The organism is Sulfitobacter sp. R18_1 (assembly GCF_017743915.1).
In the GTDB taxonomy this organism is placed as follows: Bacteria; Pseudomonadota; Alphaproteobacteria; order Rhodobacterales; family Rhodobacteraceae; genus Sulfitobacter; species Sulfitobacter faviae.
Genome location: NZ_JAGHRG010000006.1, coordinates 267,887 through 292,139 on the forward strand (window position 1 = coordinate 267,887; position 24,253 = coordinate 292,139).

The 24,253-nt window shown below is 58.4% G+C and carries 29 protein-coding genes and 1 tRNA gene; 29 read left to right on the forward strand and 1 reads right to left on the reverse strand.

Features of this window, described 5'->3' with window-relative positions:
* Positions 1-6 precede the first annotated feature (6 nt).
* From J7392_RS14020 to J7392_RS14155, 29 genes are all read left to right on the forward strand, one after another.
* Entirely contained in the window at positions 7-420 is a 414-nt protein-coding gene (locus J7392_RS14020) for a hypothetical protein (RefSeq protein ID WP_209218152.1), read from the forward strand.
* The gene (locus J7392_RS14025) at positions 417-587 is read left to right on the forward strand and encodes a hypothetical protein (RefSeq protein WP_209218153.1); all 171 of its coding nucleotides are present in this window, start codon (positions 417-419) and stop codon (positions 585-587) included. The genes J7392_RS14020 and J7392_RS14025 overlap by 4 nt, the downstream gene beginning before the upstream one ends.
* Positions 587-712: a hypothetical protein gene (locus J7392_RS24365; protein WP_280634612.1), complete on the forward strand. Its 126-nt coding sequence runs from the start codon at positions 587-589 to the stop codon at positions 710-712. The genes J7392_RS14025 and J7392_RS24365 overlap by 1 nt, the downstream gene beginning before the upstream one ends.
* Positions 712-969: a hypothetical protein gene (locus J7392_RS14030; protein WP_209218154.1), complete on the forward strand. Its 258-nt coding sequence runs from the start codon at positions 712-714 to the stop codon at positions 967-969. Before J7392_RS24365 ends, J7392_RS14030 begins: the two co-directional genes overlap by 1 nt.
* Positions 966-1,187: a hypothetical protein gene (locus J7392_RS14035; RefSeq protein ID WP_209218155.1), complete on the forward strand. Its 222-nt coding sequence runs from the start codon at positions 966-968 to the stop codon at positions 1,185-1,187. Before J7392_RS14030 ends, J7392_RS14035 begins: the two co-directional genes overlap by 4 nt.
* Before the next feature lie 49 nt (positions 1,188-1,236).
* Positions 1,237-1,311 (forward strand) — tRNA-Met (locus tag J7392_RS14040).
* A gap of 217 nt (positions 1,312-1,528) precedes the next feature.
* Entirely contained in the window at positions 1,529-2,152 is a 624-nt protein-coding gene (locus J7392_RS14045) for a hypothetical protein (protein ID WP_209218156.1), read from the forward strand.
* The gene (locus J7392_RS14050) at positions 2,149-2,481 is read left to right on the forward strand and encodes a hypothetical protein (RefSeq protein ID WP_209218157.1); all 333 of its coding nucleotides are present in this window, start codon (positions 2,149-2,151) and stop codon (positions 2,479-2,481) included. Before J7392_RS14045 ends, J7392_RS14050 begins: the two co-directional genes overlap by 4 nt.
* 99 nt (positions 2,482-2,580) lie before the next feature.
* A complete protein-coding gene (locus J7392_RS14055) occupies positions 2,581-3,213 on the forward strand; it encodes a terminase small subunit (protein WP_209218158.1) in 633 nt (210 codons plus the stop codon).
* Entirely contained in the window at positions 3,210-4,844 is a 1,635-nt protein-coding gene (locus J7392_RS14060; RefSeq protein ID WP_209218159.1) for a hypothetical protein, read from the forward strand. The genes J7392_RS14055 and J7392_RS14060 overlap by 4 nt, the downstream gene beginning before the upstream one ends.
* On the forward strand, positions 4,841-5,299 hold the full coding sequence (locus J7392_RS14065; RefSeq protein ID WP_209218160.1) for a hypothetical protein: 459 nt from the start codon (positions 4,841-4,843) through the stop codon (positions 5,297-5,299). Before J7392_RS14060 ends, J7392_RS14065 begins: the two co-directional genes overlap by 4 nt.
* Positions 5,292-7,769: a hypothetical protein gene (locus J7392_RS14070; protein WP_209218161.1), complete on the forward strand. Its 2,478-nt coding sequence runs from the start codon at positions 5,292-5,294 to the stop codon at positions 7,767-7,769. Before J7392_RS14065 ends, J7392_RS14070 begins: the two co-directional genes overlap by 8 nt.
* 1 nt (position 7,770) lies before the next feature.
* Positions 7,771-7,983, forward strand: coding sequence for a hypothetical protein (locus J7392_RS14075; RefSeq protein WP_209218162.1), 213 nt, complete (start codon positions 7,771-7,773; stop codon positions 7,981-7,983).
* 25 nt (positions 7,984-8,008) lie between these two features.
* Positions 8,009-9,022, forward strand: coding sequence for a hypothetical protein (locus J7392_RS14080; protein WP_209218163.1), 1,014 nt, complete (start codon positions 8,009-8,011; stop codon positions 9,020-9,022).
* Positions 9,023-9,035: 13 nt separating this feature from the next.
* Positions 9,036-9,224, forward strand: coding sequence for a hypothetical protein (locus J7392_RS14085; protein WP_209218164.1), 189 nt, complete (start codon positions 9,036-9,038; stop codon positions 9,222-9,224).
* Between the two features lie 93 nt (positions 9,225-9,317).
* On the forward strand, positions 9,318-10,412 hold the full coding sequence (locus tag J7392_RS14090) for a N4-gp56 family major capsid protein (protein WP_209218165.1): 1,095 nt from the start codon (positions 9,318-9,320) through the stop codon (positions 10,410-10,412).
* Between the two features lie 63 nt (positions 10,413-10,475).
* A complete protein-coding gene (locus tag J7392_RS14095) occupies positions 10,476-10,919 on the forward strand; it encodes a hypothetical protein (protein WP_209218166.1) in 444 nt (147 codons plus the stop codon).
* A gap of 78 nt (positions 10,920-10,997) precedes the next feature.
* The gene (locus J7392_RS14100) at positions 10,998-11,516 is read left to right on the forward strand and encodes a hypothetical protein (RefSeq protein WP_209218167.1); all 519 of its coding nucleotides are present in this window, start codon (positions 10,998-11,000) and stop codon (positions 11,514-11,516) included.
* 32 nt (positions 11,517-11,548) lie between these two features.
* Positions 11,549-12,220 (forward strand): DUF6682 family protein, encoded by a 672-nt coding sequence (locus J7392_RS14105; protein ID WP_209218168.1) that lies wholly within the window; start codon positions 11,549-11,551, stop codon positions 12,218-12,220.
* Between the two features lie 3 nt (positions 12,221-12,223).
* A complete protein-coding gene (locus J7392_RS14110; protein ID WP_209218169.1) occupies positions 12,224-12,892 on the forward strand; it encodes a hypothetical protein in 669 nt (222 codons plus the stop codon).
* Between the two features lie 3 nt (positions 12,893-12,895).
* Complete coding sequence (locus J7392_RS14115) at positions 12,896-14,878, forward strand: hypothetical protein (protein ID WP_209218170.1); 1,983 nt, start codon at positions 12,896-12,898, stop codon at positions 14,876-14,878.
* On the forward strand, positions 14,878-15,891 hold the full coding sequence (locus J7392_RS14120) for a hypothetical protein (RefSeq protein WP_209218171.1): 1,014 nt from the start codon (positions 14,878-14,880) through the stop codon (positions 15,889-15,891). The genes J7392_RS14115 and J7392_RS14120 overlap by 1 nt, the downstream gene beginning before the upstream one ends.
* Complete coding sequence (locus J7392_RS14125) at positions 15,888-16,310, forward strand: phage tail assembly chaperone (protein ID WP_209218172.1); 423 nt, start codon at positions 15,888-15,890, stop codon at positions 16,308-16,310. The genes J7392_RS14120 and J7392_RS14125 overlap by 4 nt, the downstream gene beginning before the upstream one ends.
* A gap of 17 nt (positions 16,311-16,327) precedes the next feature.
* Entirely contained in the window at positions 16,328-16,732 is a 405-nt protein-coding gene (locus tag J7392_RS14130; RefSeq protein ID WP_209218173.1) for a hypothetical protein, read from the forward strand.
* 48 nt (positions 16,733-16,780) lie between these two features.
* The gene (locus J7392_RS14135; protein WP_209218174.1) at positions 16,781-17,278 is read left to right on the forward strand and encodes a hypothetical protein; all 498 of its coding nucleotides are present in this window, start codon (positions 16,781-16,783) and stop codon (positions 17,276-17,278) included.
* Positions 17,275-18,255, forward strand: coding sequence for a tail fiber domain-containing protein (locus J7392_RS14140; RefSeq protein ID WP_209218175.1), 981 nt, complete (start codon positions 17,275-17,277; stop codon positions 18,253-18,255). Before J7392_RS14135 ends, J7392_RS14140 begins: the two co-directional genes overlap by 4 nt.
* Positions 18,252-19,148, forward strand: coding sequence for a glucosaminidase domain-containing protein (locus J7392_RS14145; RefSeq protein WP_209218176.1), 897 nt, complete (start codon positions 18,252-18,254; stop codon positions 19,146-19,148). The genes J7392_RS14140 and J7392_RS14145 overlap by 4 nt, the downstream gene beginning before the upstream one ends.
* Before the next feature lie 12 nt (positions 19,149-19,160).
* Positions 19,161-21,317: a hypothetical protein gene (locus J7392_RS14150; protein ID WP_209218177.1), complete on the forward strand. Its 2,157-nt coding sequence runs from the start codon at positions 19,161-19,163 to the stop codon at positions 21,315-21,317.
* Entirely contained in the window at positions 21,317-23,671 is a 2,355-nt protein-coding gene (locus J7392_RS14155) for a hypothetical protein (RefSeq protein WP_209218178.1), read from the forward strand. The genes J7392_RS14150 and J7392_RS14155 overlap by 1 nt, the downstream gene beginning before the upstream one ends.
* Here J7392_RS14155 and J7392_RS14160 read toward each other — a convergent pair.
* Entirely contained in the window at positions 23,668-24,150 is a 483-nt protein-coding gene (locus J7392_RS14160; RefSeq protein WP_209218179.1) for a hypothetical protein, read from the reverse strand. The two genes, J7392_RS14155 and J7392_RS14160, sit on opposite strands and share 4 nt — an antisense overlap.
* Positions 24,151-24,253 lie beyond the last annotated feature (103 nt).

A 24,253-nucleotide genomic window follows, 5' to 3' on the forward strand; every position in this document is an offset into this window, starting at 1 on the left:
GACACAATGCCAAGCAAGCAGGTTGAAGACGTTTACAACGCTGGTGGCTTCGATGGTGGCCCCCTTGGCCGTCCTGGGCGGAAAGGGACGGACGCGGTTGCGAAAGATGCCGTTTTCCATCGCCCGCCCGTTCTTGAGGTCAAATTCTACATGAGCGGTGGGTTCTCCGGGGATTGGAACACCGACATGTTGGACCCCGCAACGGGCAAGCCCATGACCATCAGCGACCGTGCGCTGGATGATGCCGTGGCCGCCGCCAATATCCTCAAGGACACGAGCGACATCCGCCGTATGCGGGACTTTCGAGAAAAGCGCCGCTTCATGATCACCGATCACTTCGCGCAGTGCGCAGAAAAGCTGATTGAGCAGATCGAAGCAAAGGAAGGTTGGGATAAATGGCTGGAGAAGTTGGAACTATGAGAAGCCTCAGAGCAATCGCCGCCTCGATCTTCGCCGCAGGTATGGTCAGCCCGCCACCACCATCGCCGCCGCGCTCATTCATCGAGAACCGTAAGCCGTCCGGTAAGAGCAGGGCCAAGGTCAAAGCAGCCCGCAAACAGCGCCGCAGCAAGAAGGGGCGGAAGTGATGCTTGAGATCATGCAGTTCTACGTTTCGAGCTTCTGGGTGTGGCTTGGGTTGACCATGGGCCTTTGGGTGATCGTCGTTGGAGGGGTGATGTTGATCACCGCAGCGCGGAAGGGGAGACGGTAATGGGAGACACTTCGAAACTGGACGTGCCGAAGGACGCCGCGGTGCGCTCCATGTGCCAAGAACTCTGGAAGATGCGCGAGGGGCTCGCAGCGATGGGCCTACACGCCCACATCCTCGACCGAGTAAGTGACAAGCTGAACGAGCAGGCGCTGGAGATCGAGCGGTACAGGTCGGATCGCGCCTATGTCCTCGGCCACAACGATGGATGGGATGCAGCTATGGCAACAGGATTGCCGCAGACCGAGGGGAAGACATGACGACACCCAAGAAATTGCGTGATGTGGCGCGGGACGCTGAGAGCGATACCCATTCAGCCATATGGGATTACCCCGAAGTTTTGCGCGAGGCCGCCGAGAAGATCGACTATCTCACCGACCTCCTGAACAAGATCGAAATACTAACCGCCACGGGCGAAGGGCTGGCCCCGGAGGAATGTATGCACATTCATCTGATGGCAAATGTTCGAACGGAATAGGGGGGGGTAAGCGTGGTGACAGGCGAATCGGGCAGGGGTAATATTCTCGGGCAGGGTGGAGAAGCGGTATCTCGTCTGGCTCATAACCAGAAGGTCGTCGGTTCAAGTCCGACCCTTGCAACCAAATTCAGATCGCCGGGAAGCCGGTGAAAGACGCATATATGTTCTACCCGTTGGGACGATTGGCTTAATCGTAGATTGCAGCGGGGCCGTGGCTGGATTGGTCCGTGGGAGTCGGACAGAAAACGCCGCTCGATACTGCAACTTCCTCAGTTGAACTAGGCCCGCGTCCTCCCCCGGAGAATAGCGGGCCACTTTTCACAAGGGACAAGGGGAACACCATGAACACCACTGGATACCGCCCCGCCGAAGAATTTGCCCGCCAAGCCACCTGCACCATCTGCAATGGCCGCGAGCGGGTATGCGAGAACCACCCCGACAAGGCTTGGCCGAAAGAGTGCGACTGTGGCGCCGGTATGCCCTGCGTCTGTAGCCCCCTCCACAAGCACCAGCCAAAGCAGGATAGCGCCCCCATGGATCAAAAGCAGTTCATTAAAGACGCCGCCCATGCCCAGCCCGTCACCACCAAGCTCGGCCCCGCCTTGCTGATCGGCGGCCATGTGATCCAAGTCTCAGGCCCAGAGGGCACCGACTGGGTTGATCTGCTGGCCAAAGCACTGCGCCCACGGTACACGGTCACAGATGCAGACTTGGTGGCGCGAGGCCTCCATGTGACGCCCATTGGTATTGAGCCCCTGTCACCCGAAGAATGCTATGACAAGGTTATGGGGACCAAGCACTTTGACCCCGACGAAAGCAACAGCATCGCCATGGGTCTTGAAGAAGCCAAGCGCCGCGCCGCGCTCAACACTGATCCCGCTCATATTGAGCCCTACAAGCCCACAGACCGCACCATGGGCATCCTCAAGCGGTATGCCCGCCTATGGAGTGGAGATAAGGCATGAGAGGAATCACAAACTCCGTTCACCTGCATGACGCGGACAATGACGACGCATTCCCCGTCACGATCTACACCAGCGTTATCCCGCGCGTAGGGGATGAAGTGGTTTACTGGGTGGACTACCCAACCCACATGACCCGCGCGCAGCGTGGCCTAAGCCCCACGGAAGTCGGAGAGCCGCAAAGGGTCACAGGCGTTGTTGCCAAGGTCACGGTTGAATACCGCCACATGGAATACAACGCAGAGCGCCCGCACACCGTCAGCATGGTAGGGATATACCTCAGCGACTATGAGGCAACGCCATACCCAGACGAAACGCCCCCGGAAGACTGATCTAAGCAGACCCCTTTTTAGGGGGGTTAAGCGCCTTTTTCCCGCTACATCCTGTGGGGTATCATAAAACCGCGCCACAATGTAGCAGGATGCGGTTTCTTGGCACCGAAGACCCCACCAAAAAAGACACCTAAAAAGCGTGAGCTGGATAACCGCGAACTGAGGTTCGTGGATGAATACCTTGTTGACCTGGATACCGAGCGCGCCGCCATCGCAGCGGGATACAGTAAGTCCGTCGCCAAATCGAAGGCTTATCAGTGGGTAAGCAATGGTAAGGTTAAGCCACACGTCTACGACGCTATCCGCGCCGGGTTCGCCCGCCTGTCCGAAAAAAAGGGTGTAACGCAAGAGCGTGTCGTTGCAGAGCTTGCCAAGGTCGGCTTCGCCACTATGCGCCAGTTCATGCGCGTTGACGACGAGGGACAGCCTCAGATCAACATGGACGACACCGACGACGACAACCTCGACGCACTGGCAGAGATACAGACAGAAACCGTCCTGGAGCGCGACGGGAGTGACAGCGAAGGCAAGGCCAAGTTCACCCATGTCCGCAAGACCAAGATCAAGCTGCATGACAAGCTGAACGCCCTCGACAAGCTGGCCCGATACACTGGCGTCTACGAGAAGGAGGCTGAACACGCGGCTGGCGCATTTGCTGATGCCATCACCGAGATCCAACAGCGCATGTCGAAAGCCCCGATCCGCCGCGATAAGCCGGAGGACGGCAAGTGAGCATCGCGCAGGGCAACTTGGCGACCTTGAACGCCCGCATTGCCTTCCTCGAACAAGGGGTGGTCACGGCTGACTTTGTGCCGCAGGACGACGACGAGTTCAAAACCGCCCTTGGTTCATGGGAATGGCGCATATTCTCGGGTGCGCTCTACAAGATCACCACCAAAGGCGACGACGACGCCGACGACATCCCCGACATTGCCGTTCCGTTCAGGCCCAACGAGCCGCAGCAGCAGCTTTTGGCGAACCTCAATGAGCGGAACATCATCCTCAAGGCCCGCCAGATGGGCTTTTCCACCCTCATTGAGATCATGGCCCTCGACCACGCCTTGTTTAACAAGGATCAAGAGGTTGTCGTGATCGCCCACACAAAGGAAGCGGCAACCAAGCTCTACCGAAAGAAGGTCTGCTTCGCTTACGACAATCTGCCCGCGGTGGTGCGTGAAGCTGTACCCTACACAGAGCGCACTCAGACGCAGATGGTCTTCACCAACGGATCATCGATCGAAGTCACATCCTCGGCCCGTGGTGGTACGCCTCACTTCCTGCATATCTCCGAAATGGGGAAGATCGCGGCCAAGTACCCTGACAAGGCCATGGAGATCACCTCCGGCTCGCTACAGGGCGTTCCCAAGACTGGGCTGGTGTTCATCGAATCCACGGCAGAAGGCAAGGCAGGCGCGTTCTATGACATGAGCCAGCGCGCCGAGGCCAAGCACAAGGCCAAGGTGCTGCTACAGCCCACAGATTACCGCTTTCACTTCTTCGCATGGTGGATGGACAGCGGATACCGGATCAACCCCGAAGGCATCCGCATCAGCGCCAAGGAGCATGAATACTTCGACAAGGTTGAGATCGAGATGGATTGCGTTTTGGACCTCGACCAGCGCGCTTGGTACATCAACAAACGCGACAACGACTTTGCCAACACGCCTGACCTCATGTGGCGTGAGTATCCCTCGACCCCTTCCGAGTGCTGGCAAGCCTCGAACGAGGGCAAATACTACGCCGTTGCCATCTCCAACGCGCGCATTCAGCAGCGCATCGGCAAGTTCCCGATGGTCAAGCACGTCCCGGTGAATACGTTCTGGGACATCGGCGCCACCGACCATACCGCGATCTGGTGTCACCAGCGCATCGGCGCCATGGACCGCTGGACGCACTTCTACGAGAACAACAACCAAGGCTACCTGCACTTCATCCTCTGGCTGGAGAGCTTGGGTTGCACTTGGGGCGCGCACTACCTGCCTCACGACGGCAGCAACGCCAAGCAGGGCGTTGAGAGCGTCACATCGCCCGTTCAGCAGGTCAGGGAAACCCGCCCAACATGGGAATGGATCATTGTTCCCCGGATCGCCCGCGTCCAGCACGGCATTGACTTGGTTTACCAAGAGTTCAGCCACTACGAGTTTGACGAGGAAGGCTGCAAAGAGGGCATCGCCCACTTGGAAGCCTATTCCCGCGGCTGGAACAATCAGCAGCAGTGGTGGTCCGAGAACCCCCGGCATCCCTCAGAGCACAATCACGCCGCTGACGCACTGCGCCAGAAGGCACAAGGCTACACGCCCCCCAATCAACTCCCCGCGCTGCGCAACAAGCACCGCCGCCGAGCCACAGGATTGACCGCATGACTTCTCTTATTCGCCCCGCCCTCAATCTCGCACAGCGCCACTTTGAGCGGACGCACCAAGGCATCACTTGCATTGGCACATGGCTGACGCACGACGACCAGAAGGGCCGCACAGAGCCGTGCCTTGTCCTCCTGGACGCATCCCGCCCCATTGCCGCAGGCCGCACCGTGCCGGTGGTAATCCCCATGCGTGAGGCGTGGCGCTATGCCGTGTCCGACGACAAGACCATTGGCGACCGCCAACACGCCAAGCGCGCCATCGTGGGCTGGATCGAAGAAGGTCTTCTGCCCAACGGCTTCATCCCCATCCTCAGCGCCATCAACGATAGCCTGCGCGACCTCTACAACATGCCGCCTAAGCCGAACTTTGGAACCGAGGCCATAGGCGACCTTATCATCAAAGACCGTCTGTCAGGGTCGACCCTTAAAGAGACGGAGATCACGAACGATGTTTAACCCTGATGAAAAGCGCAACCGGCCATCCGGTGACGATGTATCGGGCAGCTTGGTCTATCATGGCGGGCGCAAGAAGGCCCCGGGTGACACGTTCCTGCCGGATGATACCCCGGACCCGAACCGCAACCTCAAGCGCAAGACCGCATGGCTGGACAGCCCGCAAGGCTGGAACCTGCACACGAACCTCATGGGCCACTACATCCGTGAGCTCGACCGGCAGGCAGAGAACCGCGTTCAGATGGCGATGGACGAGGACTTCTACGACCACATCCAATTCACCGAGGATGAACTTGAGATCCTAGCCGAGCGCGGGCAAGCGCCGCTGGTTTTCAACATGATCCACACCTCTGTGAACTGGGTTCTCGGATCGCAGCGCCGCTCCACCATGGATTACCGCATTCTCGCGCGCAACGAGCGCGGTGTGCAGGCCGCCGAGCGCAAGACGCAGCTTCTCAAGCACGTCTCGGATGCCTCGCACTTTGAAAGCGCCACCGCCGATGCCTTCCAATCTGCCGTGAAGGCCGGTGTAGGCTGGCTCGAAGCCTGTCAGGGCAGCGACGACGACCACGCCAAGGTTATCATGCGCTCCGAGAACTGGCGCTCCATGCTCTATGACAGCACCGCCGTTCGCTATGACCTTGAGGACGCCCGGTATCAGATGCGCGTCAAATGGCTGGACGTGGACATCGCTATGGGGCTCTGGCGTCACCGGGCCGGGATGATCGAACGTGCAGCCAATGAATCCGGCAGCGGCATGTTCATGTCTGACGATCTGGGCGACGACGCCATGGATTTTCAGGAAATCGAGCATTTCCACAGCTATGCCGGCGGCAACCGTCAGAACGCCGTGGCCAACCGCGACCGTGTGCGCGTCATTGAGTGCTGGTTCAAGCGCATGGTGCCTGATGCAGCCGTGATGAAGGGGGGGCAGTTCCACGGCGAGCTATTCGACCCCTACAGCCCCGGCCACGTCGCAGAGTACAACGAGGGGCGCGCCTTCCTCTCCACTCGCCCACGTCAGGTGGTTCACTGCGCCCTGTTGACCGATAGCGGCCTGCTGGACGTGCGCCGCAGCCCATACCGCCACAACCGTTTCCCCTTCACCCCGCTTTGGGGCTATCGCCGCGCCCGTGATGGGATGCCCTATGGCATGATCCGTGGCCTGCGCGACATCCAACGTGACTTGAACCGCCGCGCCGCGAAATCCTTGCACCACCTCTCGACCACCCGTGTCACCGTGGAAGAAGGGGCCGTGGAGGACATCGAAGAACTGCGCAACGAGGCAGCGCGCCCGGATGCCGTGATTACCTATAAGCAAGGCAAGCCCGCCCCCCAAATCGATGCTGACCGCGACATTGCCGCCGCGCACGTCGAAATGATGTCGCGCGATGCCCAGATGATCCAGCAGGTCAGCGGTGTCACGGACGAGAACCTTGGCCGCAAGACCAACGCGACAAGCGGCAAGGCTATCTTGGCACGTCAGGACCAAGGCCAACTCACCACATCGCTATTCTTCGATAACCTGCGCCTCTCCCGCGCCATCCATGGCGAGAAGTCTCTCATCATGGTGGAGCAGTATTACACCGAAGAAGACGAGTTCCGCATCACGGACAGTCGCGGCAACCCCGACTTTGTGGCGATCAACAACGGCGACCCAGAGAACAGCATCGCAGAGTTCAAAGCCGACTTTGTGGTGTCTGAGGAAGACTGGCGCGCAACAGCCCGTCAGGCGCAGGCCGAGCAGCTACTCGAATTGGCTGGCCGTCTATCCTCGACCGCGCCCCAGATGGTTGTGGGCATCATGGACCTCATTGTGGAAGCCCTCGACGTGCCGAAGCGTGATGAACTGGTGAAGCGCATCCGTGAGGTGACAGGCCAAGAGGATCCCGACGCCGATCCCGATAACCCGACACCGGAAGAAGCCGAGCGTATGGCCGCCAAGAAGGCCCAGAACGATCTTCAACAGCGTGCAGCCATGGCCGAGCTTTCCGAGAAGGAAGCCGACGCCGCCAAGACCAAGGCAGAGGCCGAGAAAGCATCCGCCGAGGCTCAGAAGATCATTGCAGAGCTTCAAGGCGGGAATGGCGCCGAGAACGCCGCCCAAGGGTCAGAGATTGAACGGCGGTTCATGGAGCAGCAGCAAGCGTTTGAGCGTGAGCTGATGAAGCTACGCGAAGAAGCCATGAAGCAGACCGCCCGCTACGAGCAGAAGATTGCAGAAGCCGACGCTCGCGCTGATGCAGCTTATCGCGCCGTAGAGATCGAGAAGGCCCGTATCGCGGAGGATGGCGACATCCGCATCGCTGAGATTGACGCCCAGGCCAAGGTCGCAATCGCCAAGATCAACGCCCAGCACAAAGAAGAAACCGCCGATGCCGCCCGTAAGCAAACAGACGACATGAACCAGATCACCGACCGCGCCAAACGCCTGAAAGAGCAGGCAGGCGCCGCAAACAAAGAGGACGCATAACATGACTACCGACGTGACCGCGAAAGACTTCAATCCCTCCAACAATGAATTGGTGGATCAAATCAAACAGAAGGCGAATGAGCTTGCGGAGGTGGTCAATCAGCTACCCGTAAGCCGCCGCCGGAGTATCGCACTCACGCACGTCGAAACGGCCAGCATGTTCGCTGTGAAAGCCGTCTTCTACGACGACGACAACCAGCGCACCGACGCCTGAACCACTCAACCAAAGGAGACACGCCATGACCTTTCGCGTGAACGAAACCGACCATGACCACATCCCCGAAGAATTCACCGTGGAAAGCCTGAAGGAAGCGGGCTTCGAGGATGCCGAGATTGAGCTTTTGTCTCAGGGTGAAGATCCCATTGTGAACATCGAAGACCCAGAGGCCGAAGCGGGCAAGGCCGCCGCGGACGACCCGGCCAAAGCCGAGGTGGGCACGCCACCCGCCGAGGAAGGCGACATCGCGGACCAAGCGACCGGCGAGGACGACGCAGCAGCCCAGCAGGCCGCCGCAGACGCCGCCGCGTCTCAGCAAGCCGCAGATGATGCCGCCGCCGCCGCCGAGGTCGAAGACCCGGCCATGCCGCAAATCCCGGACACCAGCGAGGCAGAGGCGAAGATCGCCGCCGGTGATGAAGCCTTGGAGGCACTTCTGACGAAGTATGACGACGGCGACCTGACCTCGGAGGAATACCGTGAGCAGCAAAAGGCTATCATCGCAGAGCAGACACAGGCGCAAGCCATTGTCACAGCCGCCGAGAACGCCGTGCAGCAGGCGGTGCAGAGCCAGCAGCAACACTGGTACAACCGCTTGGAAGCCTACAAGAAGGCCGCGCCCGATCTTTGGAACGACGACCACCTTGCAGGATGGGACCGCCAGTTGCGCGCTGTGACAGGCAACCAAGCCTATGCCGACCTGAGCCGCGATGCTCAGATCAAGATGGCGCACCGCCTCTACGCTGCGGAATACGAGGCCCGTAACGGCAAACCGCTTGAGATCGCCCCACCGGCGGCCAAAGGCGAGGCAAGAGCCGAGGACAAGGGGCCCGAGGAAAAGCTGGAGGTGAAGAAGGGCGAGAAGCCCAAGGCACCGCAGACGCTGGCCGACTTCAACAGCGACACCAGCGCCGAGGTGGAAGACAGCCGCTTCGCCGCCATCGATCGGCAGATCATGAAAGACCCGATTGGCGCCGAAAACGCCTTCGACAGCATGACACCCGAGCAGCAAGAACGCTTCTTGGAAGAAGTCTGAGGGGGCTAGGACCATGTGGAAGACCAAACTGACCGCCAAAGACAATCACATCCCGCATGAGATTGCTGTTGGCGATGATACGATCATCCGCATGGTTCGGTCGGGAGAGGGGGTGTTGAGCATCGTGGTCGATGCCCCCCGCCACAAGACCATCGTAAGGCGCGCGGGCAGCATCGTTCAGACCCCCGCCCAAGAAGGTTGATAAGATCGCCTAAAGCGTGGTAAACAGCGTTCATATACCAAGCGCAGGACGTGCCTGGGTCATTCTCAAGTTTGACTCTAAGGAGACGTTCTAATGCAAACTGTGGTTGGGGTTAACGACCCGAAAGCAGTCCGTCGCTGGGCTACTTCGCTCGCAACAGATACCGAAAAGCAGTCCTACTGGACCAAATTCATCGGCAAAGGTGAAAACAACATCGTTGAGCGCAAGGTTGAGCTCGAAGATGAAGCCGGTGACACCATCCAGTTCGACCTGTCCATGCGCCTGCGCGGTGGCATGACACTGGGTGATAACCGCGTCGAAGGTTCGGCTGAAAGCCTGACGTTCTACACCGACGAGGTGAAGATCGACCAAGCCCGTAAGGGTGCATCTGCTGCGGGCCGCATGTCGCGCAAGCGCACACTGCACAACCTGCGCCGCATCGCCCGCGACCGTACTTCCGAGTATGTCGCCCAGTGGATGGATGAAGGCTACTTCTGCTACCTCTCCGGTGACGTTGGCTTTACCGCCATCAACCAAGATGGCGTGTTCGACAAAGCGTTCGCAGGCAACCCGCTTCATGCGCCTGACGCCGACCACATGCTGTATGCAGGTTCGGCAACATCCAAGGCGACCATTACGGCAACCGACAAGATGAACGTCGCGTTCCTTGAGCGTGTGGCCGTGAAGCCAACCATGATGAACGCGGTGAACCCGAATGTGGTTCGCATGAGCCCGGTCAATGTGGAAGGCGGTAAACGGTTCGTGGTGCTGATGTCGCCCTTCCAAGCCTACGACATGCGCGTGGAAACCGGCGACTTGTCCTGGTCAAAGATCAGTCAGGCACTCGCCACCTCGGAAGGCCGCAACTCGCCCATCTGCAAAGGTGGTCTGGGTATGGTCAACAACATGGTCCTGCATGAGCATGAATCGGTTCGCCGCTTCAATGACTACGGTGCTGGCGGTGATGTTGACGCGGGCCGCGCGCTCCTGCTGGGCCGTCAGGCCGGTGTGGTTGCATACGGCTCCGGCGGCAACGGTGCCCGGATGTCGTGGGTCGAGAAAATGACCGACGCCGACAACCAGATCGAAATCTACTGCGGCTTGATCGCGGGCATCAAGAAGACGCGGTTCAATGACCTCGACTTCGGTGTCTGCGCGCTCGACACCGCATGTAAGAACCCGAACTGAGCCATTGATGGGGCGCCCTAGCGGCGCCTCTCACCCTTTCAACGCCAGAACGGAGACAGTCCAATGGCTATCAAGCAATCGCAATACTTCGTAGGGAACGCCCGCACACCGGTGCCGCACCCTCACCGCAAAGGCGAAGTGATCAAGTATATGTTCACTCACACCTTCACCGAAGGCCTCGCCGCTACCGACATCCTCGAACTGTTCCCGCTGTTCCCCTATGGCCGTATCACCGGCTTCCAGTTCATCGGTGAGAACATCGGCACCAACGCCCTCGACATCGGCCTGATGTCGGGCACCCCCGGCTCGCTCGATGGTTCGCGCACCAGTGACGACGCGCTGATTGACGGTGTGGCGGCCAACACCGGCGGCTCTACGGGTCTTATCGCCCTCTCCGCGCTTGCAGAGAACGGTGAAAGCCCCGTCTCCATCGGCGTGAAGACCGCGACCGAGATCACGGCTGGCGCGACCAAGAAGTTGCACGTCCTGATCGAAGCGACCTCGTAAGGCCGCTCATTGTCCGGTTAGCCCGCGCCTCACCATAAGCGCGGGCTGATCGTAACCCCTCACAGAAAGGCACCTGCCATGTCTACCGCAACAACCGCAATCATCCATTCCATCCTCTACCGCAAGGGCGGTACGCATGTGACGCTGGACGGGACCAAATACCACTTCATTGACGACGACAAAGGCCGTCAGGTCGCGCCGGTGGCAAACCCCGACCACGTTGAGCGGTTCTTGCAGATCCCCGAGGGCTACAAGCTGCTGCGCGATGATGCCGCGACCTCTGCACCGGCCACGCCCATGGGGGCCGCACCAGCGCCTCAGACGCCGACAGAGCCCGCCAAGGCACCGCAGCAGGAGCAGGGCCAGCAGACCAAGCCAGAAGCAGGCAGCAACGAGCCGAAAGCGCCCGAGAAGGACACAGCGCCGCAGCAGCCCGCCAAGCCCGCAGGCGATACCGCGCTTGACGACATGAACACCGACCAGCTGCGCGCCGCATTCGAGGAAGAAGTAGGCCGCAAGCCTCACACACAAGCCAAAGACGACACCATGCGCGCCCAGATTAAGGCCGCGCGCGAAGACAAGGCCGGAGCCGCCTAAAAACCGGCCTCCTTTACTGACGGAGATACCGGGTGACATTCAAAAGCATAGACGTGCTGGATAGCGCGTCGATCACACTACAGGACGCAAGCCACGTTCGATGGCCACAAGCAGAGCTTCACGGCTACTTGAATGATGGCTTGCGCGAGATAGTGACGCTCAAGCCTAACGCCGTATCTAAGACGGTGAACCTTGAGCTTGAGGAAGGCACACTTCAAACCTTGCCCCCAGAGTACACGATCCTGTCCCGTGTCTCGCGCAATATGGTCGATGCGAACACGGGTGGCATGGCGATCCGCCGTCTGGACTCGCGCTCGATCATGGATAGCCATATCCCGGGCTGGCAGGATCCGTCTAAAATCCCGCACTCCAAAACCGTTGTGCATGTGATCCACGATATTGCCGATCCCAATGTGTTCTACGTTGCGCCCGGAAACGACGGCACAGGCATGATCGAAGCCGTGGTAGGCGCATATCCCACACCAAGCCCCGGTGGCAGCTACAACGACGACGTAGACGTGCCGGACATCTACAAGAACCCGCTGGTGAACTATGTCCTCTACCGGGCCTATGCGAAGGACGCGCGCCTTGCAGGGTCCGCCGCGCGCGCGCAGGCGCATTTCGAGTTGTTCCGCAACTCCGTCACATCCTTCTCACAATCAGAAAACGGCATGTCGCTGGCGGCCGCAAACTCGGAGGGATAAGTCATGTCCTACACCACGACTGTCCCGATTTCCGACCTGCTGCCCTATATCCTGCCGAAAGCAGCAACCGTACCGCTGCCCTATGCGGAGTTCATGGCGCGTCTGGCCGTGATTGAGTTTTGTGAGCGCACCCGATGCTGGCGGCAATTGCTGACCGTCAACCTCGGAAGCAGCAAGGGCTGCATGATCGCGCCTTTCGACGCGACGATCCATGAGTTTGAAGAAGCTACCCTGAACGGCAATCCTCTTACGCCAACGCAGTTCACTGATGTCGAGCCGGACGAGTTGACGGGCGAGGCTAATGAGGGCGCGGCAAAATACATCACCCAGATCAGCCCCGGCACCGTCTCGGTCTATCCATTCGAGCGGGGCCGGCTGCGCGTCTCCTGCTTTCTCAAGCCCCGACATGGGCAAGCGGTAGGGCTTGATTCCACTGCGCCGCTTTCTGATGCCTACAATGTCCTGCCTGACTTCATGGTCACGCAATACGCCACAGCCCTCGCTGATGGCGCGCTATGGCGCATCCTGTCGACAAAGAACCAGCCATTCACCGACCTGGAGGCCGCTGCAATGCACAAAGATCACTTCGAGGAGGCTTGCCGTACACACTTCAGCTCGAACATGCGTGGCCAGCAACGCGCACCCCTGCGCGTGAAGCCCCGGTGGATGTAAGCCATGATCATTCGCAAGGCCAACTTCAAAGGCGAAATCCCACGGGTTCACCCGCGCCTTATTCCGGTGAACTATGCGCAGCGGGCCGAGAATACACGGCTGGATGATGGCACCATCGGCCCGATTAAGGCCGCGACAACCGCCCACACCTTCGCCACCGCACCCAATACGTTCATGAAATTCAACGGCGATTTCATCGGCTTCACGCAATCCAATGTGAAGGCAACGGTGGGGCCAGTTGCGCAGGATCGTCTGTATTTCACTGGGGAGGGAAGCCCCAAGATGCGGGTAAGTGGCACAGACTATGCCCTGAGCCTTGCCCCGCCCAATAATCCTCCTACAGCCACAGCATCTTCGGTAGAAACGGGAGGGGCGCCGAGCCTTTACACGACCGTAGACACGACACCGATTGAAGGTTCAGAGGACGAGCAGTTCTACTACCGATACAGTGCCGTGACAGACCGTGGCGAAACTGTTGCTTCAGCACCGGCCAGCATCTACCGCATCGATGGTGAGTATGTGGTGCTGCACAACATGGTTTTGCCCGCCGGAACAACTAAGATCCGGGTGTACCGCAACGACCCTGAGCAACCATCCGGGGAGACTGGCCGTTTTGGCCTGATCCTCGACGTGGAATACTCGGCAGGCACCCACGGTCCCTTGAGTGATGCCACTATCACTGACCAGTTTTGGTACTTTCCCGATCTGGGCAAAGCTCCGGTTGAAAAGGGCGATGATGCGGTCGCGGTGGAATATGTCACCTACGTCTACACCTATGTCACCGAGTTTGACGAAGAGAGCGCCCCGTCGCCCCCTTCCGATCTAGTGAAAGTCGGACCTTTGTCGACGGTAAGCTATACCGTGGCCGCACCTGTGCAATCAGGCCGAGGCGTGGATCGTATCCGCGTCTATCGCTCAAAGACCAGCCTAAGCGGCATCACCGACTATTACTTCCTCACGGAGTTTTCGTCTGGCAGCGCGGGCACGAAAACGGACGATTTTCAGCAGATTTTGAACGAACCTATCACCAGCATCGATTATGACCGGCCCGACTCCGACATGATGGGCCTCATTGCTCTGCCCAATGGTTTGATGGCGGCCCATGCTGGTCGAGAGGTCATGTTCTGTGAGCCATACAAGCCTCATGCGTGGCCTGAGAAGTATCGCCTAACCACAGACACCGACATCGTGGGTCTTGCCGCCTTCGGTGCCTATGTCGCCGTCATGACGGAAGGGGCACCATACCTCATCCATGGTAGCGACCCTGGCTTGATGGTAATGGAGAAGATGGAGCGCACCTTGCCATGCCTCAATGCCCACAGCATCGTTGACCTTGGTTATTCAGCGGCCTTTGCGTCTCATGAGGGATTGGTGGTTATTAACCAGAATGGGGCTGAAGTCCGGTCGCGCAACCTTTTCACAGAACAGCAGTGGCGCGAAATGCAACCGGACACCATGCGGGCCGAGCAGTTGAACGGACGCTATGTCTTCAGCTTCCGTCGCATTGGCTCTGCTGCGAATGAGACAGAATTCGGCATCATCGATCTAAGCAATGAGCAGCCGTTCTACATTCGCGGTGACATGACGCCCGGGCTACTCTACTTCGACCCGCTCGACGGCGCGCTCTACTATACCGAGATCAATGACACGCGCGTTATCAAGCAGTTTGACCCCAAACTGCCCGGCACCGTGGCAAAGCAGAAATGGCGCAGCAAGATTAACCACCTACCGGGCTATGATAACTTCGGGGCAATTCTGGTTGAAACCGACGAGGTTACAGAAACCAAAGCGACCCCGAGCGATCCTGACTGCACCGTCCGGGTCTATGCGGACGGCGCCCTTGTTCACACCCTCACGACGACAAACACGGCTGAACGGCTCCCATCAGGCTTCTTAGCCGAGAAATGGGAGGTTGAGATCGAAGGCTATGCGGCAGTCACGGCCATCAGCATCGCAACCGATATTGCAGAGTTGGTAGGTGGGTAATGGCGGATGATCTGAGCCCATGGGAAGGCGTTTCTTTCCCGCAAGAGCAGCCTCGGCGGGAGAAACCACCGGTAAAACGCCGCGACCCGATTGAAGAACGCACCCTCAACAACGCCGAGGTTCTGGCTGGCACCCGTGGGAACAAGGAAGACCATGCGGTTCGCTTTCGCGATCTGGAGAAGCTGCGCACCTCTTTGAAAGAGGTCATTACCAGAACCAACGCCCAGTATGGCGGAGGTCTAACCAAGAAAATACAAAGTCAGTTTGCTGCAATTGACGCGGAATCGCGCTACCTCGTTGAGCAGATGGGCGGGATAGATCAGGTCTGGGGTATTGAACATGACCTCAATGGCCACATCACAGGCGCAGGCCTTATCCACCAGATACGGAATGGGGAACCTGTTGCGGACTTCATCATCCGCGATGCATCTCTGCGTGTGGTCAATACCAGTGGCGAGGGGGACTATACGCCCTTTGCAGTTTACCCGACCGGGCGCACCGTCAATGGGGTCTATATTCCGCCAGGTGTTCATGCGCAGGATTTGTGGGTCAACCAAGCCAACATCGCCAATGCATCGATCGATACCGCGCACATCAAGGATTTAGCGGTCGATACAGGCAAAATTAAGAACCTAGCCGTTGATACCCTGCAAATCGCCGGAGAGGCAGTCACCGTCCCGGCAACGGCTATCGGTTCTCGAGTGGAAGGGGACGACACTTGGCAACTTGCAGCATCCGCCATGATATACATGGACACGCTCGACTACATCTATGTGTGGTGGAGCCTTGAGCAAGGCTATGCCGGCCCTTCGCAGTGGGCTTTCAGGATCAAGATTAACTCAACACTCATGCATGAGCGCCCATACATGGACGCGATGAACGACTACCCAAGCGGAAACCATATGTTCCTGAATGGTGCTGCGGGGTGGAGAACAGTCCGTTTTGAGTGGAAAGGACTGGACGCCGACATCAGCGCGCAATGCTACCTCAACGTGATGGCTCGAAAGAAATGAGCAAATACTATGTCATAGCGGAAGATGAGACGGGAAAAATCGTCTCTGTGGTAGGTGCGCCGAACACGCAGTTGGTCCCAGAAGGGCCCGCGCCGGGGATGCCGGGATACAGCATCGTTCATGGGAAAGCAGACCCGGAAAGCGAGCGGGTGGAGCATGGCAAGATCGTCCCCATGGGAAAGCAAGCCCGTTTACAGAAGATCCGTGCTGGCGCATGGTTCACCTTCCGAAAGATGCGCCGGAAAAAGCTAGAGGCGACGGATTTCATGGTGAGCGGTGATTACCCTTTGACACCAGAAGAAAGCCAAGCCTTGCGACAGAAGCGCCAAGACAGCCGCGACATCCCTAGCAAGACCGAAGACCCATACACAGCAATAGAAATGTTCAACGCCATCTGGGCTGACACTGACTACAAGTAACCATGAAGGGGCCTGCCATGCCTTTGAAACTGACCAAAGCTAACCAAGACGCCATGCTCGAAGCTGCAATGAACCTCACAGGCGCACCGGGATGGCACAAAGACGCCATCGCATTCGGTGCAATGGAGGACAGCGGCGAGGTGTCCTGCATCGCAGTTTTTCAGAACTTCGCCGGTGGCGTGGCCGAGGTGCATCTAGCGCCTATCGGCGCCCCGATGCGGCCTGAAGTGCTCGACGGATACAAGCAGCTCGCCTTTCACCCTAAGATGCTGGACCTGAAAGCTATCAATGCGACACTGCCCGAGCGCAACATCGCTGGTCAGGTGGCTTGCCTCCAGGCGGGCTTCGCTTTCGAGTATCGCAAACGCCCTAGCGTAACAGGCGGTGAAGATGCTATTGTCCTGTCACTGACCGCCGATTAGGTCATATCGCGCAGGACGTGCGGCCCAAGTCTATCCACGGAGACTATGATGGCACAGCCTGACACGATACCCACGCGCCCCGCGTTCGACACACCCGAATGGCGCGACATCCGAGACGGAAAACTGCGCGAGTGGGTTGGCAATGACCAAGCCGTCGGATTTCTTCTGCAATTCTTCGACCTTTGCGAAGTGATCGACGACCTGTGGGATGGGGACAAAGAGGTCACAAAGGCCGATCTGACGCGCATTCTGTTCGCCGTCATGACAGAATTGCCGCTCAACCCCTTCTTTGCCAATTACCGCAACGAGCTTGCGGCGGTGATGATTACCGGCATCAACGCTTGGCTCGATGCCAATGAGCTTGAGCAGGGCAGTGAGAACGACAAGGTGTTCAGCTACGTCCTGCGCGACTGGTACGCCGAGCTTATCGCCTTCGTGATCTACCTGACCCGTGGCCGCGATTACATGCGCGCGGTCAGCATGGAGGTGCGCCACTTCTTCACCCACCACGAAACTCTTGAGCAATACCGGGAGGACTTGGCATGAGCGGGGGCGGCGCACCGAAACCTGATCCGCAGATGGGCGAAGCGGCAAAGATGTCGGCTGAAACCGGCAAGGAAATGATGGCTTTCATGAAGGATCAGGCCGAGATCACGAACAAGTGGGCCGAGGATGATCGGGCGCGGTATGAGAAGACATACGCGCCGATGGAGGCTGAATATGCCGCTGAGGCTATTGCGGCTCAAGACCCCGCCAAGATCGGCCTGAACGCTGACCAGCGAGCCTCTGAGGCCGTTGCCGACGTGCGGCAGCAATTCTCTATGCAACGGGACGCTGATAACCGGCGCCTGCGTTCTATGGGAGTTCGACCTGATGCCGGTCGCAGTGAGGCTCTGGCGACATCACAAGGCTCTGCCGAGGCACTTGCGACCGCTGGCGCGGCGAACATGGGCCGCCGTCAGTCTATCTTGCAAGACGAGGCCAAGGCAGACGGTATGCGGACAAACGCCATCAACATGGGTAAGGGCATGGCCGTGAACCCCGGCACATCGATGGGGCTTTCCAACGGGGCCGCGCAGTCCGGGTTCGGTGGGGCAATGAAGGGATATGGCCAGCAGGCAAGCATCCTGGGCGCTCAGCACGACGCACAGATGAGTGCATGGAGTGGCAATCAGAAAATGTGGAATGGCGTGGGCAATGCACTTGGTTCCATCGCGGGAGCCTCGAAATTAGGGGCCACCTTGCTGCCAATGATGTCCTCCAAAAAGGTCAAAGAGGATATGAAGCCCGCCACAGGTAGCCTTGGCGCGATCCGCAAGATGCCTGTGGGCGATTGGAAGTATCGGGATGGGATCGCTGATGGTGGGCGTCACATCGGCCCCTACGCGGAAGACTTCGCCAAGGCGACCGGGAAGGGCGATGGCAAGTCCATCGACCCTATCTCCATGATGGGCGTGACCTTGGGAGCGGTGCAAGAGCTCGACAAGAAGGTCGACAAGCTAGCGAAAGGGAAGTCGAAATGAGCGGCGGTTTCTTTGGGGGGTTCAGCGAAGGGCTAGATCGTGCCACGTCGCGCAAAGAGGATAGCAAGCTGCGCTCTGAGGAAAACGCGCGTCAGGACAAATATCTCGACGTGCTTCAAAGCATGGGCGCAATCCCCCAGGTAAGCTCACAAGGCGGATACGATGGCACGGGTACACCGCCGTTCATCCCCATGGGTGACGGTGACGACGAGCTGGCGGGCGGTGCTGGCAACGATGTACTGGCGAGTAGCTCCTCCGAACCCCGGCCAATGCCTTTGGGGGCCCGACCGGACCGTCCTGTCGGAAAAAAAGACTTTATTGAAGCGATGATGCCCCATGCTCTTCGCGTCTCAGAAGAAACCGGGTTGGACCCGCGCCTTATCATCGCGCAGGCAGCGCAAGAAACTGGCTGGGGTAAGTCCGCTCCGGGCAATAACTACTTCGGTATTAAGTCGCACGGTAAGGCGGGTGGTAACACCATGGCGACGAACGAAGTCATCAACGGGAAAACCATCCGGATCAATGACAGCTTCCGTGGCTATCAGAATATGGGCGAAAGCGTTGATGGGTACGGCTCTTTCCTGAAAGCAAACCCTCGATATAAGCCCATGCTGGCCGCCAAGGACCTGGATAGTCAGTTGGCGGCGCTCGGACGCTCTGGATACGCTACAGACCCAAATTACGAGCGTAGCGTAGGCTCAATCGCGAGATCCATTGAATTGCCGCAGCGACATGCGGAAGCACCCAGACCCACTGCGTCTGATCGAGCCACGATGCGGGCGCAGTGGCCAGAATTTGCAAGTGTTTCCGATGCTCAATTGGACTCGGTTCTGGGAAACGAGAAGTTAAAATTTGGCGCAAAGCTGCGCCCCATGGGCGTCGGCCCGGTGTAAGGAGATTGTCCCATGGTTTCGATAGTATCAGGCTTCGTTGATGGATATTTCAAAGGCAGAGATTGGCGCGATGAGAAAGAAGATCGCGAACTAGATCGCGCGCGCCAGGAGCGTTTAGACGCTCTCAAAGAGGAAAAGCACGGCGCGCAGATGGCTGAGTATGAGCAGTTGTCTGGGTTGCGTGACAGCCGCGAAGCGCGCGCCGCCGCTGCTCACAGTAATCAGATGGATGAGTATGAGTACGAGGCTGCAAAGCGCGCAGAGAAAGACGCGCGAGAGGCTCAGGAGCGGGAGTTCTTGCGAGGTCAGGCCGAGAGGCTGGAACAAGCAAGGGAGTTAGGCGCTGTTCCAGCTAATCCTGCCACGGCTCAGGGTGGGCGGGCTGTTGACCCTAGGGTGGGTCCGAGATCCTACCCTCTCGGGGTTGTCGAGCGTGGCGCCGATGTGTCTCCGTCCCAACGCCATCCGTCTGTATCTGCGCGGCCTGAATTGAGCCTCGGCGCACTTGCCCCATCAGTTGCACCACAGCCCACAGAACATGGCAACACTGTCCCGGTAACCGTGCCTGGCGAAAGCGATGCAGACTTTGCAACGCGCGTTGCTGCGGCACGTGAACGCACTAATCAGGTGCTACGCAACACCGCGCCCGGTAGCGCGCGCTCTGGCGGAAGTATTGCTGTTCCGCAAACTGCACAACAGCCAACAGGAAGCACCGACGGCTCTCCTTTAACATCCATGGGGGCTATTCCAGAGGAGCCGCTTCAACCTCTGGCCGGAGGTGAGGGGGAGGATAACCTTGAAGGCGACACTGCAATAGGTGCCGCCACAATCGAAGCGCAACAAACGCTAGAGTTGGCGCACAAGTCTGGTGCCGTTCTTGGCCTTCCAGCTGGGCAAAACTACACCCCGAAACAAATGAAACGCGCAGAATCCGAATACGTCGATCATTATCGAGAGATTTCGAACAACGCCGTGAAATTCTATATGGAGCGAGGCGAACCCGAGAAGGCGATGGCCTACATGGAGTTTGTGGATAGCCAGATCGGGCGTGAAGTTATTCTGGACAATGCCCGAGCCGCAGCCGCTTATCACCTCGGTGATTTTGATGGAGTGATTAAACACTCGCTTTCAGCCGCGAAGCGGGCAGGGACGATGGACCCGAGCCTAACCGTGGATGAAGAGGCAACAAGGTTTATCACCGACGCCCAAGGCAACCCCATTGGCGGTATAGCCGTGTACAGCGATGGCGACGGAAACGTGTTCGAAAAAAGGTTCGATGACGTCGATGAGATCATGCGGGAACTCACTTTGCTAACTTCGCCCAGTATGGCCGTTGAGAAGATGGTTGCCGGAAAGCCTGCGCCTCTCTCGACGCAGGGTAAGGTGGCGCGCGATGTGGAAGCTGGGCACTTGACAGAAGAGCAGGCGGCGTCTGTTCTTGACCCTGCACCCGATGAGTATGCTCGTTACGTTAGGGATGAGGTGGAGGCCGGTCGCGAACCTCTTAGCCGGATTGAATATGCTCAGGCCAAAAAGGGCAACGGGGTTTCGGTAACCTCGCCAGATGGCTCAGTTATCCAGGTCGGCGGGGGAAGCCAGAAATTCACCGAAGGACAGTCCAAGGACAACGTATACTCGACCAGAGCGCGCGGCGCCTTAGAGGTTCTAGAGCCGGTGGTCGATACACTTTCCAGCGGGGCTGATCGCCTTTCTGGCGCAGTGCCCTACGGCCTTGGACGCGGCCTACAAGATCCAGATTATCAGGTAGCAGAGCAGGCTGGTCTTGAGTTCCTACAGGCCATTCTTCGCAAAGATACCGGGGCGGCGATCACAGAAGCCGAAACCAACAGCTACGGCAAAACTTATCTCCCCCAATACAATGATAAGCCTCCGGTTCTTAAAGCTAAGCGGGAAGCTCGAATTCGGGCCGTCAATGCGCTGGAAAGTGGGATGTCCCCCGCTCAGATGCTTGCTCGGGACAGAGCGCTTATTCGTGCAGCCGAAGAATTGGCTGAAGGCTCTAACGATGAAGAACAAGCAGTCGAGGGAGTACGTGAACCGCAGGGCTCACAGGAGCCCCCAGTGATCAACAGCGACGAAGAGTATGACGCCCTTCCATCTGGTGCGATGTTCACCGGCCCGGACGGATCAACACGGAGGAAGCCATAATGGCTGGTTGGAAAGACGCTGAAATGGTTCAGAACACAATGCCGCCGGCTGAGCCGACTGACGAACCGAAACCTCGCTGGATGAGCGCGCCGATTGTGGAAAGGGCAGAGGTATCTGCGGCTAAGCCCGAGGCATCTAAGCCTCGTTGGATGGAAGCCCCGATCGTGGACGAACCGCCTTCGGGAGAACCTACCACTCCAACGCCGCGGTGGAAGCAGGCACCAGTCGTTGAAGATGGTGCGACCTCTGGTCAGGATACATCTCTCCCCGACGGGTATACGCTGCTTGCCACGACGAAGGACGGCGGTCGTATCCTTTCAGACAGAGACGGCAATAAGAGCTTCACGTCTCCCAGCTATTCCACCACCGACCCAGAACGCATCGCGGCTATTATGGAGGGTGCCACGCCCGCCGAAGCTTATCGATCCGGCATGAACCAAGACATTATCGCACAGAACCCCGTAGCAGCGCGTCTGACTAAGTTTGTCGAAGGTACTCCGTTCGTAGGCTCATATCTCGATGAGGCTGTTGGCGCGATTGGGGGTGAGGACGCGGCTTCCGCCGTTCGCGCGACCTCGCAAGCCATGGGCGAGGAAAATCCAAACGAAAGCCTGGCTCTAAGCCTTGGTGGCGGCATCACCGGAGCGGTGGGTATGGGGGCCGCCGTGCTTCCGAGGGCCGCCGCCATGATCCCGGGCTCAGCGCTGATGAAGGCAACCCTGTCTTCTATCGCAGGGGCGACGACGGGCGCCGTTGAGGGGACCATCTATGGCGCTGGTGATCAGAGCGGCGAGGGACGGCTTGAGAACGCTGAGAAAGGGGCCGTAGTAGGTGGAATCCTGGGAGGGGGTTTCGCAGGAATAGGTAGCTTGGCCGCGGATGGCGTAGAGGCGTTTGCCAAACGTTATAAGAAGCTCGACCTTTCTACGATCAGTCACGAGTTTGGCCTTTCAAAACCGGCTGCGCGAGCCTTTAAGAATGCCTTGGCCGGAGAGGACCTGACAAAGGCGCGGAAAATTCTGACTGAGCTTGGCGATGAAGCGATGCTTGCGGATGCCGGTCCGGCTGCGGGCGCTATGCTGGACGCGGTTTCTCAGGCCGGGGGGCAGGCAAAGCGTATCAGCCAAGACGCAGTAGATGGCCGCCTATCCCGCATGGCTCCGAAGCTGCAGGAAACCTTCGACAAAACGTTTGGTAAGCCGACAGGCCGCAGGGCAGTGCACAAAGATATAGCACAGAAATCGGCGGCCGCCCGGAAGGAGGCATATGACAGGGCGATGTCGTCACCAATCGACTACGCCAGCGATAAGGGGCGCTCTGTTGAGGCTGTTTTGGAGCGCGTCCCGCCGAAGACGCTGAAATCTGCAATTGATGAAGCCAACGAGGCGATGATCTCTGAGGGCAAGAAGAACCAGCAGATTATGGCTGAGATTGCCGACGATGGTGCAGTCACGTTCAGAGAAATGCCCAACGTCCAACAGCTTGATCAGATCAAACAGGCACTTCAAGGCATTGCGCAGAGCGAGACAGACGCGCTCACAGGCAAGATTTCTGCCAAGGGGCGTCGTGCGAAGAACCTGTCACGTTCTCTGCGAGATGCAATGACGGAAGCTGTGCCGTCATACAAGAGAGCCCTTCGTCTGGGCGGCGATAAAATCAGTGAGGAAGAAGCTTTCCGGATGGGGGAGCGGCTGTTCACGCCCACTACAACCATAGAGGATGTCGCCGACCTGATGTCTGATGCCACGAAGGAGACACAGAAGGCGGCTAAGTTGGGCGTCCGTCAGTTCGTTGAAAACTCGGTCAGTCACGTACGACGGACGATCACTGACGGCAATACCGACGCGCGAGAAGCTATGGCCGCTATTAAGATGTTTTCTTCGCGCGCCAATCGGGAAAAGCTCAGCCAGATTCTCGGCGAAAAAGACGCGAGAGAGGTCTTTAAGTCGATCGATCAGATCACCCAGGCATTCGAACTACGCGCGATGATGGCTCAAAACTCGAAGACCGCAGTTCGGCAAGCGATTCAGGATGAAGTGAAGGATGTTGTCTCACCGAACGCCGTTGAAGCGCTGGCGTCTGGTGACATCATTGGTTCGGGTCAAAAGGTCGTGTCATTCCTCACAGGGGCCGGGAGAAACCTGCCTGAAGAGCGCAAGACAAAGGTTTTCGAAGAGATTGCAACGGCATTGACCCAAAAGCGCGGACCGGAGGCTGAAAGAGCGCTGGTCCTTGTGCAAAAAGCGATGGAAGGGCAGCCGCTGAAGGATGCGGATGCGCTCGCTATTGCGCGCATGGTTAACCCACTTGCTCTTTCTGGGGACCAATATGGACGGGAGCAGCTCGCGCGTTAATCGTCGTCAGTGTTCCTGAAGTATCCTTGCATCATTTCAGCGAATGTGCCGATCAGGATCGTAAGGCAGACCGCACCGGCGACTAGCTTCCATAATGGCATGACGTCCACTGCGATACGTATAAGCGCAGCGTAGAACCACATGAACCCGGCGCCAGCGATAAATGGTAGGAGGACGAACTTGCGTTTGTTTCGCTCCCACCACTTGTCGAGGGGGTGCTGGGGGTTCTTGGGGTCATATGCCATAGGGGTATGTAAAGGTTCGTGTTTGTGTGAGAAAATATCGCTCGGGTTGCCGAGGTCTTCGACTATAGTCGCAACTCTCCCTCGGCTATATGCTTTCATGGCATCCTCAATGGCGAAGGTGCCGACGTTTTCGAGATAAGACCTGTAGTTTTCTCGTAATCTCTCTGGAACGCGCTGGACGAGAGTTTTAACTTCAGGCTCGGGCCTTTCGTAAGCATCCGGCGTGGGCCGCACGCGGTCAGCGCGCGCTGTGCCGGTCCATTTCGATGAGCTCTCGCAGGTTTTCGATACCGAACGGTGTGAATGCGATGACGCTGTCGTCGCCGGGACCGTAGAC

Coding starts and splice junctions, on each gene's coding strand:
- J7392_RS14065 (WP_209218160.1), top strand. CDS start 4,841: ATGACTTCTCTTATTCGCCCCGCCCTCAATCTCGCACAGCGCCACTTT.
- J7392_RS14095 (WP_209218166.1), top strand. CDS start 10,476: ATGGCTATCAAGCAATCGCAATACTTCGTAGGGAACGCCCGCACACCG.
- J7392_RS14115 (WP_209218170.1), top strand. CDS start 12,896: ATGATCATTCGCAAGGCCAACTTCAAAGGCGAAATCCCACGGGTTCAC.
- J7392_RS14100 (WP_209218167.1), top strand. CDS start 10,998: ATGTCTACCGCAACAACCGCAATCATCCATTCCATCCTCTACCGCAAG.
- J7392_RS14110 (WP_209218169.1), top strand. CDS start 12,224: ATGTCCTACACCACGACTGTCCCGATTTCCGACCTGCTGCCCTATATC.
- J7392_RS14090 (WP_209218165.1), top strand. CDS start 9,318: ATGCAAACTGTGGTTGGGGTTAACGACCCGAAAGCAGTCCGTCGCTGG.
- J7392_RS14120 (WP_209218171.1), top strand. CDS start 14,878: ATGGCGGATGATCTGAGCCCATGGGAAGGCGTTTCTTTCCCGCAAGAG.
- J7392_RS14025 (WP_209218153.1), top strand. CDS start 417: ATGAGAAGCCTCAGAGCAATCGCCGCCTCGATCTTCGCCGCAGGTATG.
- J7392_RS14075 (WP_209218162.1), top strand. CDS start 7,771: ATGACTACCGACGTGACCGCGAAAGACTTCAATCCCTCCAACAATGAA.
- J7392_RS14070 (WP_209218161.1), top strand. CDS start 5,292: ATGTTTAACCCTGATGAAAAGCGCAACCGGCCATCCGGTGACGATGTA.
- J7392_RS14130 (WP_209218173.1), top strand. CDS start 16,328: ATGCCTTTGAAACTGACCAAAGCTAACCAAGACGCCATGCTCGAAGCT.
- J7392_RS14035 (WP_209218155.1), top strand. CDS start 966: ATGACGACACCCAAGAAATTGCGTGATGTGGCGCGGGACGCTGAGAGC.
- J7392_RS14020 (WP_209218152.1), top strand. CDS start 7: ATGCCAAGCAAGCAGGTTGAAGACGTTTACAACGCTGGTGGCTTCGAT.
- J7392_RS14140 (WP_209218175.1), top strand. CDS start 17,275: ATGAGCGGGGGCGGCGCACCGAAACCTGATCCGCAGATGGGCGAAGCG.
- J7392_RS14045 (WP_209218156.1), top strand. CDS start 1,529: ATGAACACCACTGGATACCGCCCCGCCGAAGAATTTGCCCGCCAAGCC.
- J7392_RS14155 (WP_209218178.1), top strand. CDS start 21,317: ATGGCTGGTTGGAAAGACGCTGAAATGGTTCAGAACACAATGCCGCCG.
- J7392_RS14085 (WP_209218164.1), top strand. CDS start 9,036: ATGTGGAAGACCAAACTGACCGCCAAAGACAATCACATCCCGCATGAG.
- J7392_RS14050 (WP_209218157.1), top strand. CDS start 2,149: ATGAGAGGAATCACAAACTCCGTTCACCTGCATGACGCGGACAATGAC.
- J7392_RS14125 (WP_209218172.1), top strand. CDS start 15,888: ATGAGCAAATACTATGTCATAGCGGAAGATGAGACGGGAAAAATCGTC.
- J7392_RS14135 (WP_209218174.1), top strand. CDS start 16,781: ATGGCACAGCCTGACACGATACCCACGCGCCCCGCGTTCGACACACCC.
- J7392_RS14150 (WP_209218177.1), top strand. CDS start 19,161: ATGGTTTCGATAGTATCAGGCTTCGTTGATGGATATTTCAAAGGCAGA.
- J7392_RS14080 (WP_209218163.1), top strand. CDS start 8,009: ATGACCTTTCGCGTGAACGAAACCGACCATGACCACATCCCCGAAGAA.
- J7392_RS14030 (WP_209218154.1), top strand. CDS start 712: ATGGGAGACACTTCGAAACTGGACGTGCCGAAGGACGCCGCGGTGCGC.
- J7392_RS14145 (WP_209218176.1), top strand. CDS start 18,252: ATGAGCGGCGGTTTCTTTGGGGGGTTCAGCGAAGGGCTAGATCGTGCC.
- J7392_RS24365 (WP_280634612.1), top strand. CDS start 587: ATGCTTGAGATCATGCAGTTCTACGTTTCGAGCTTCTGGGTGTGGCTT.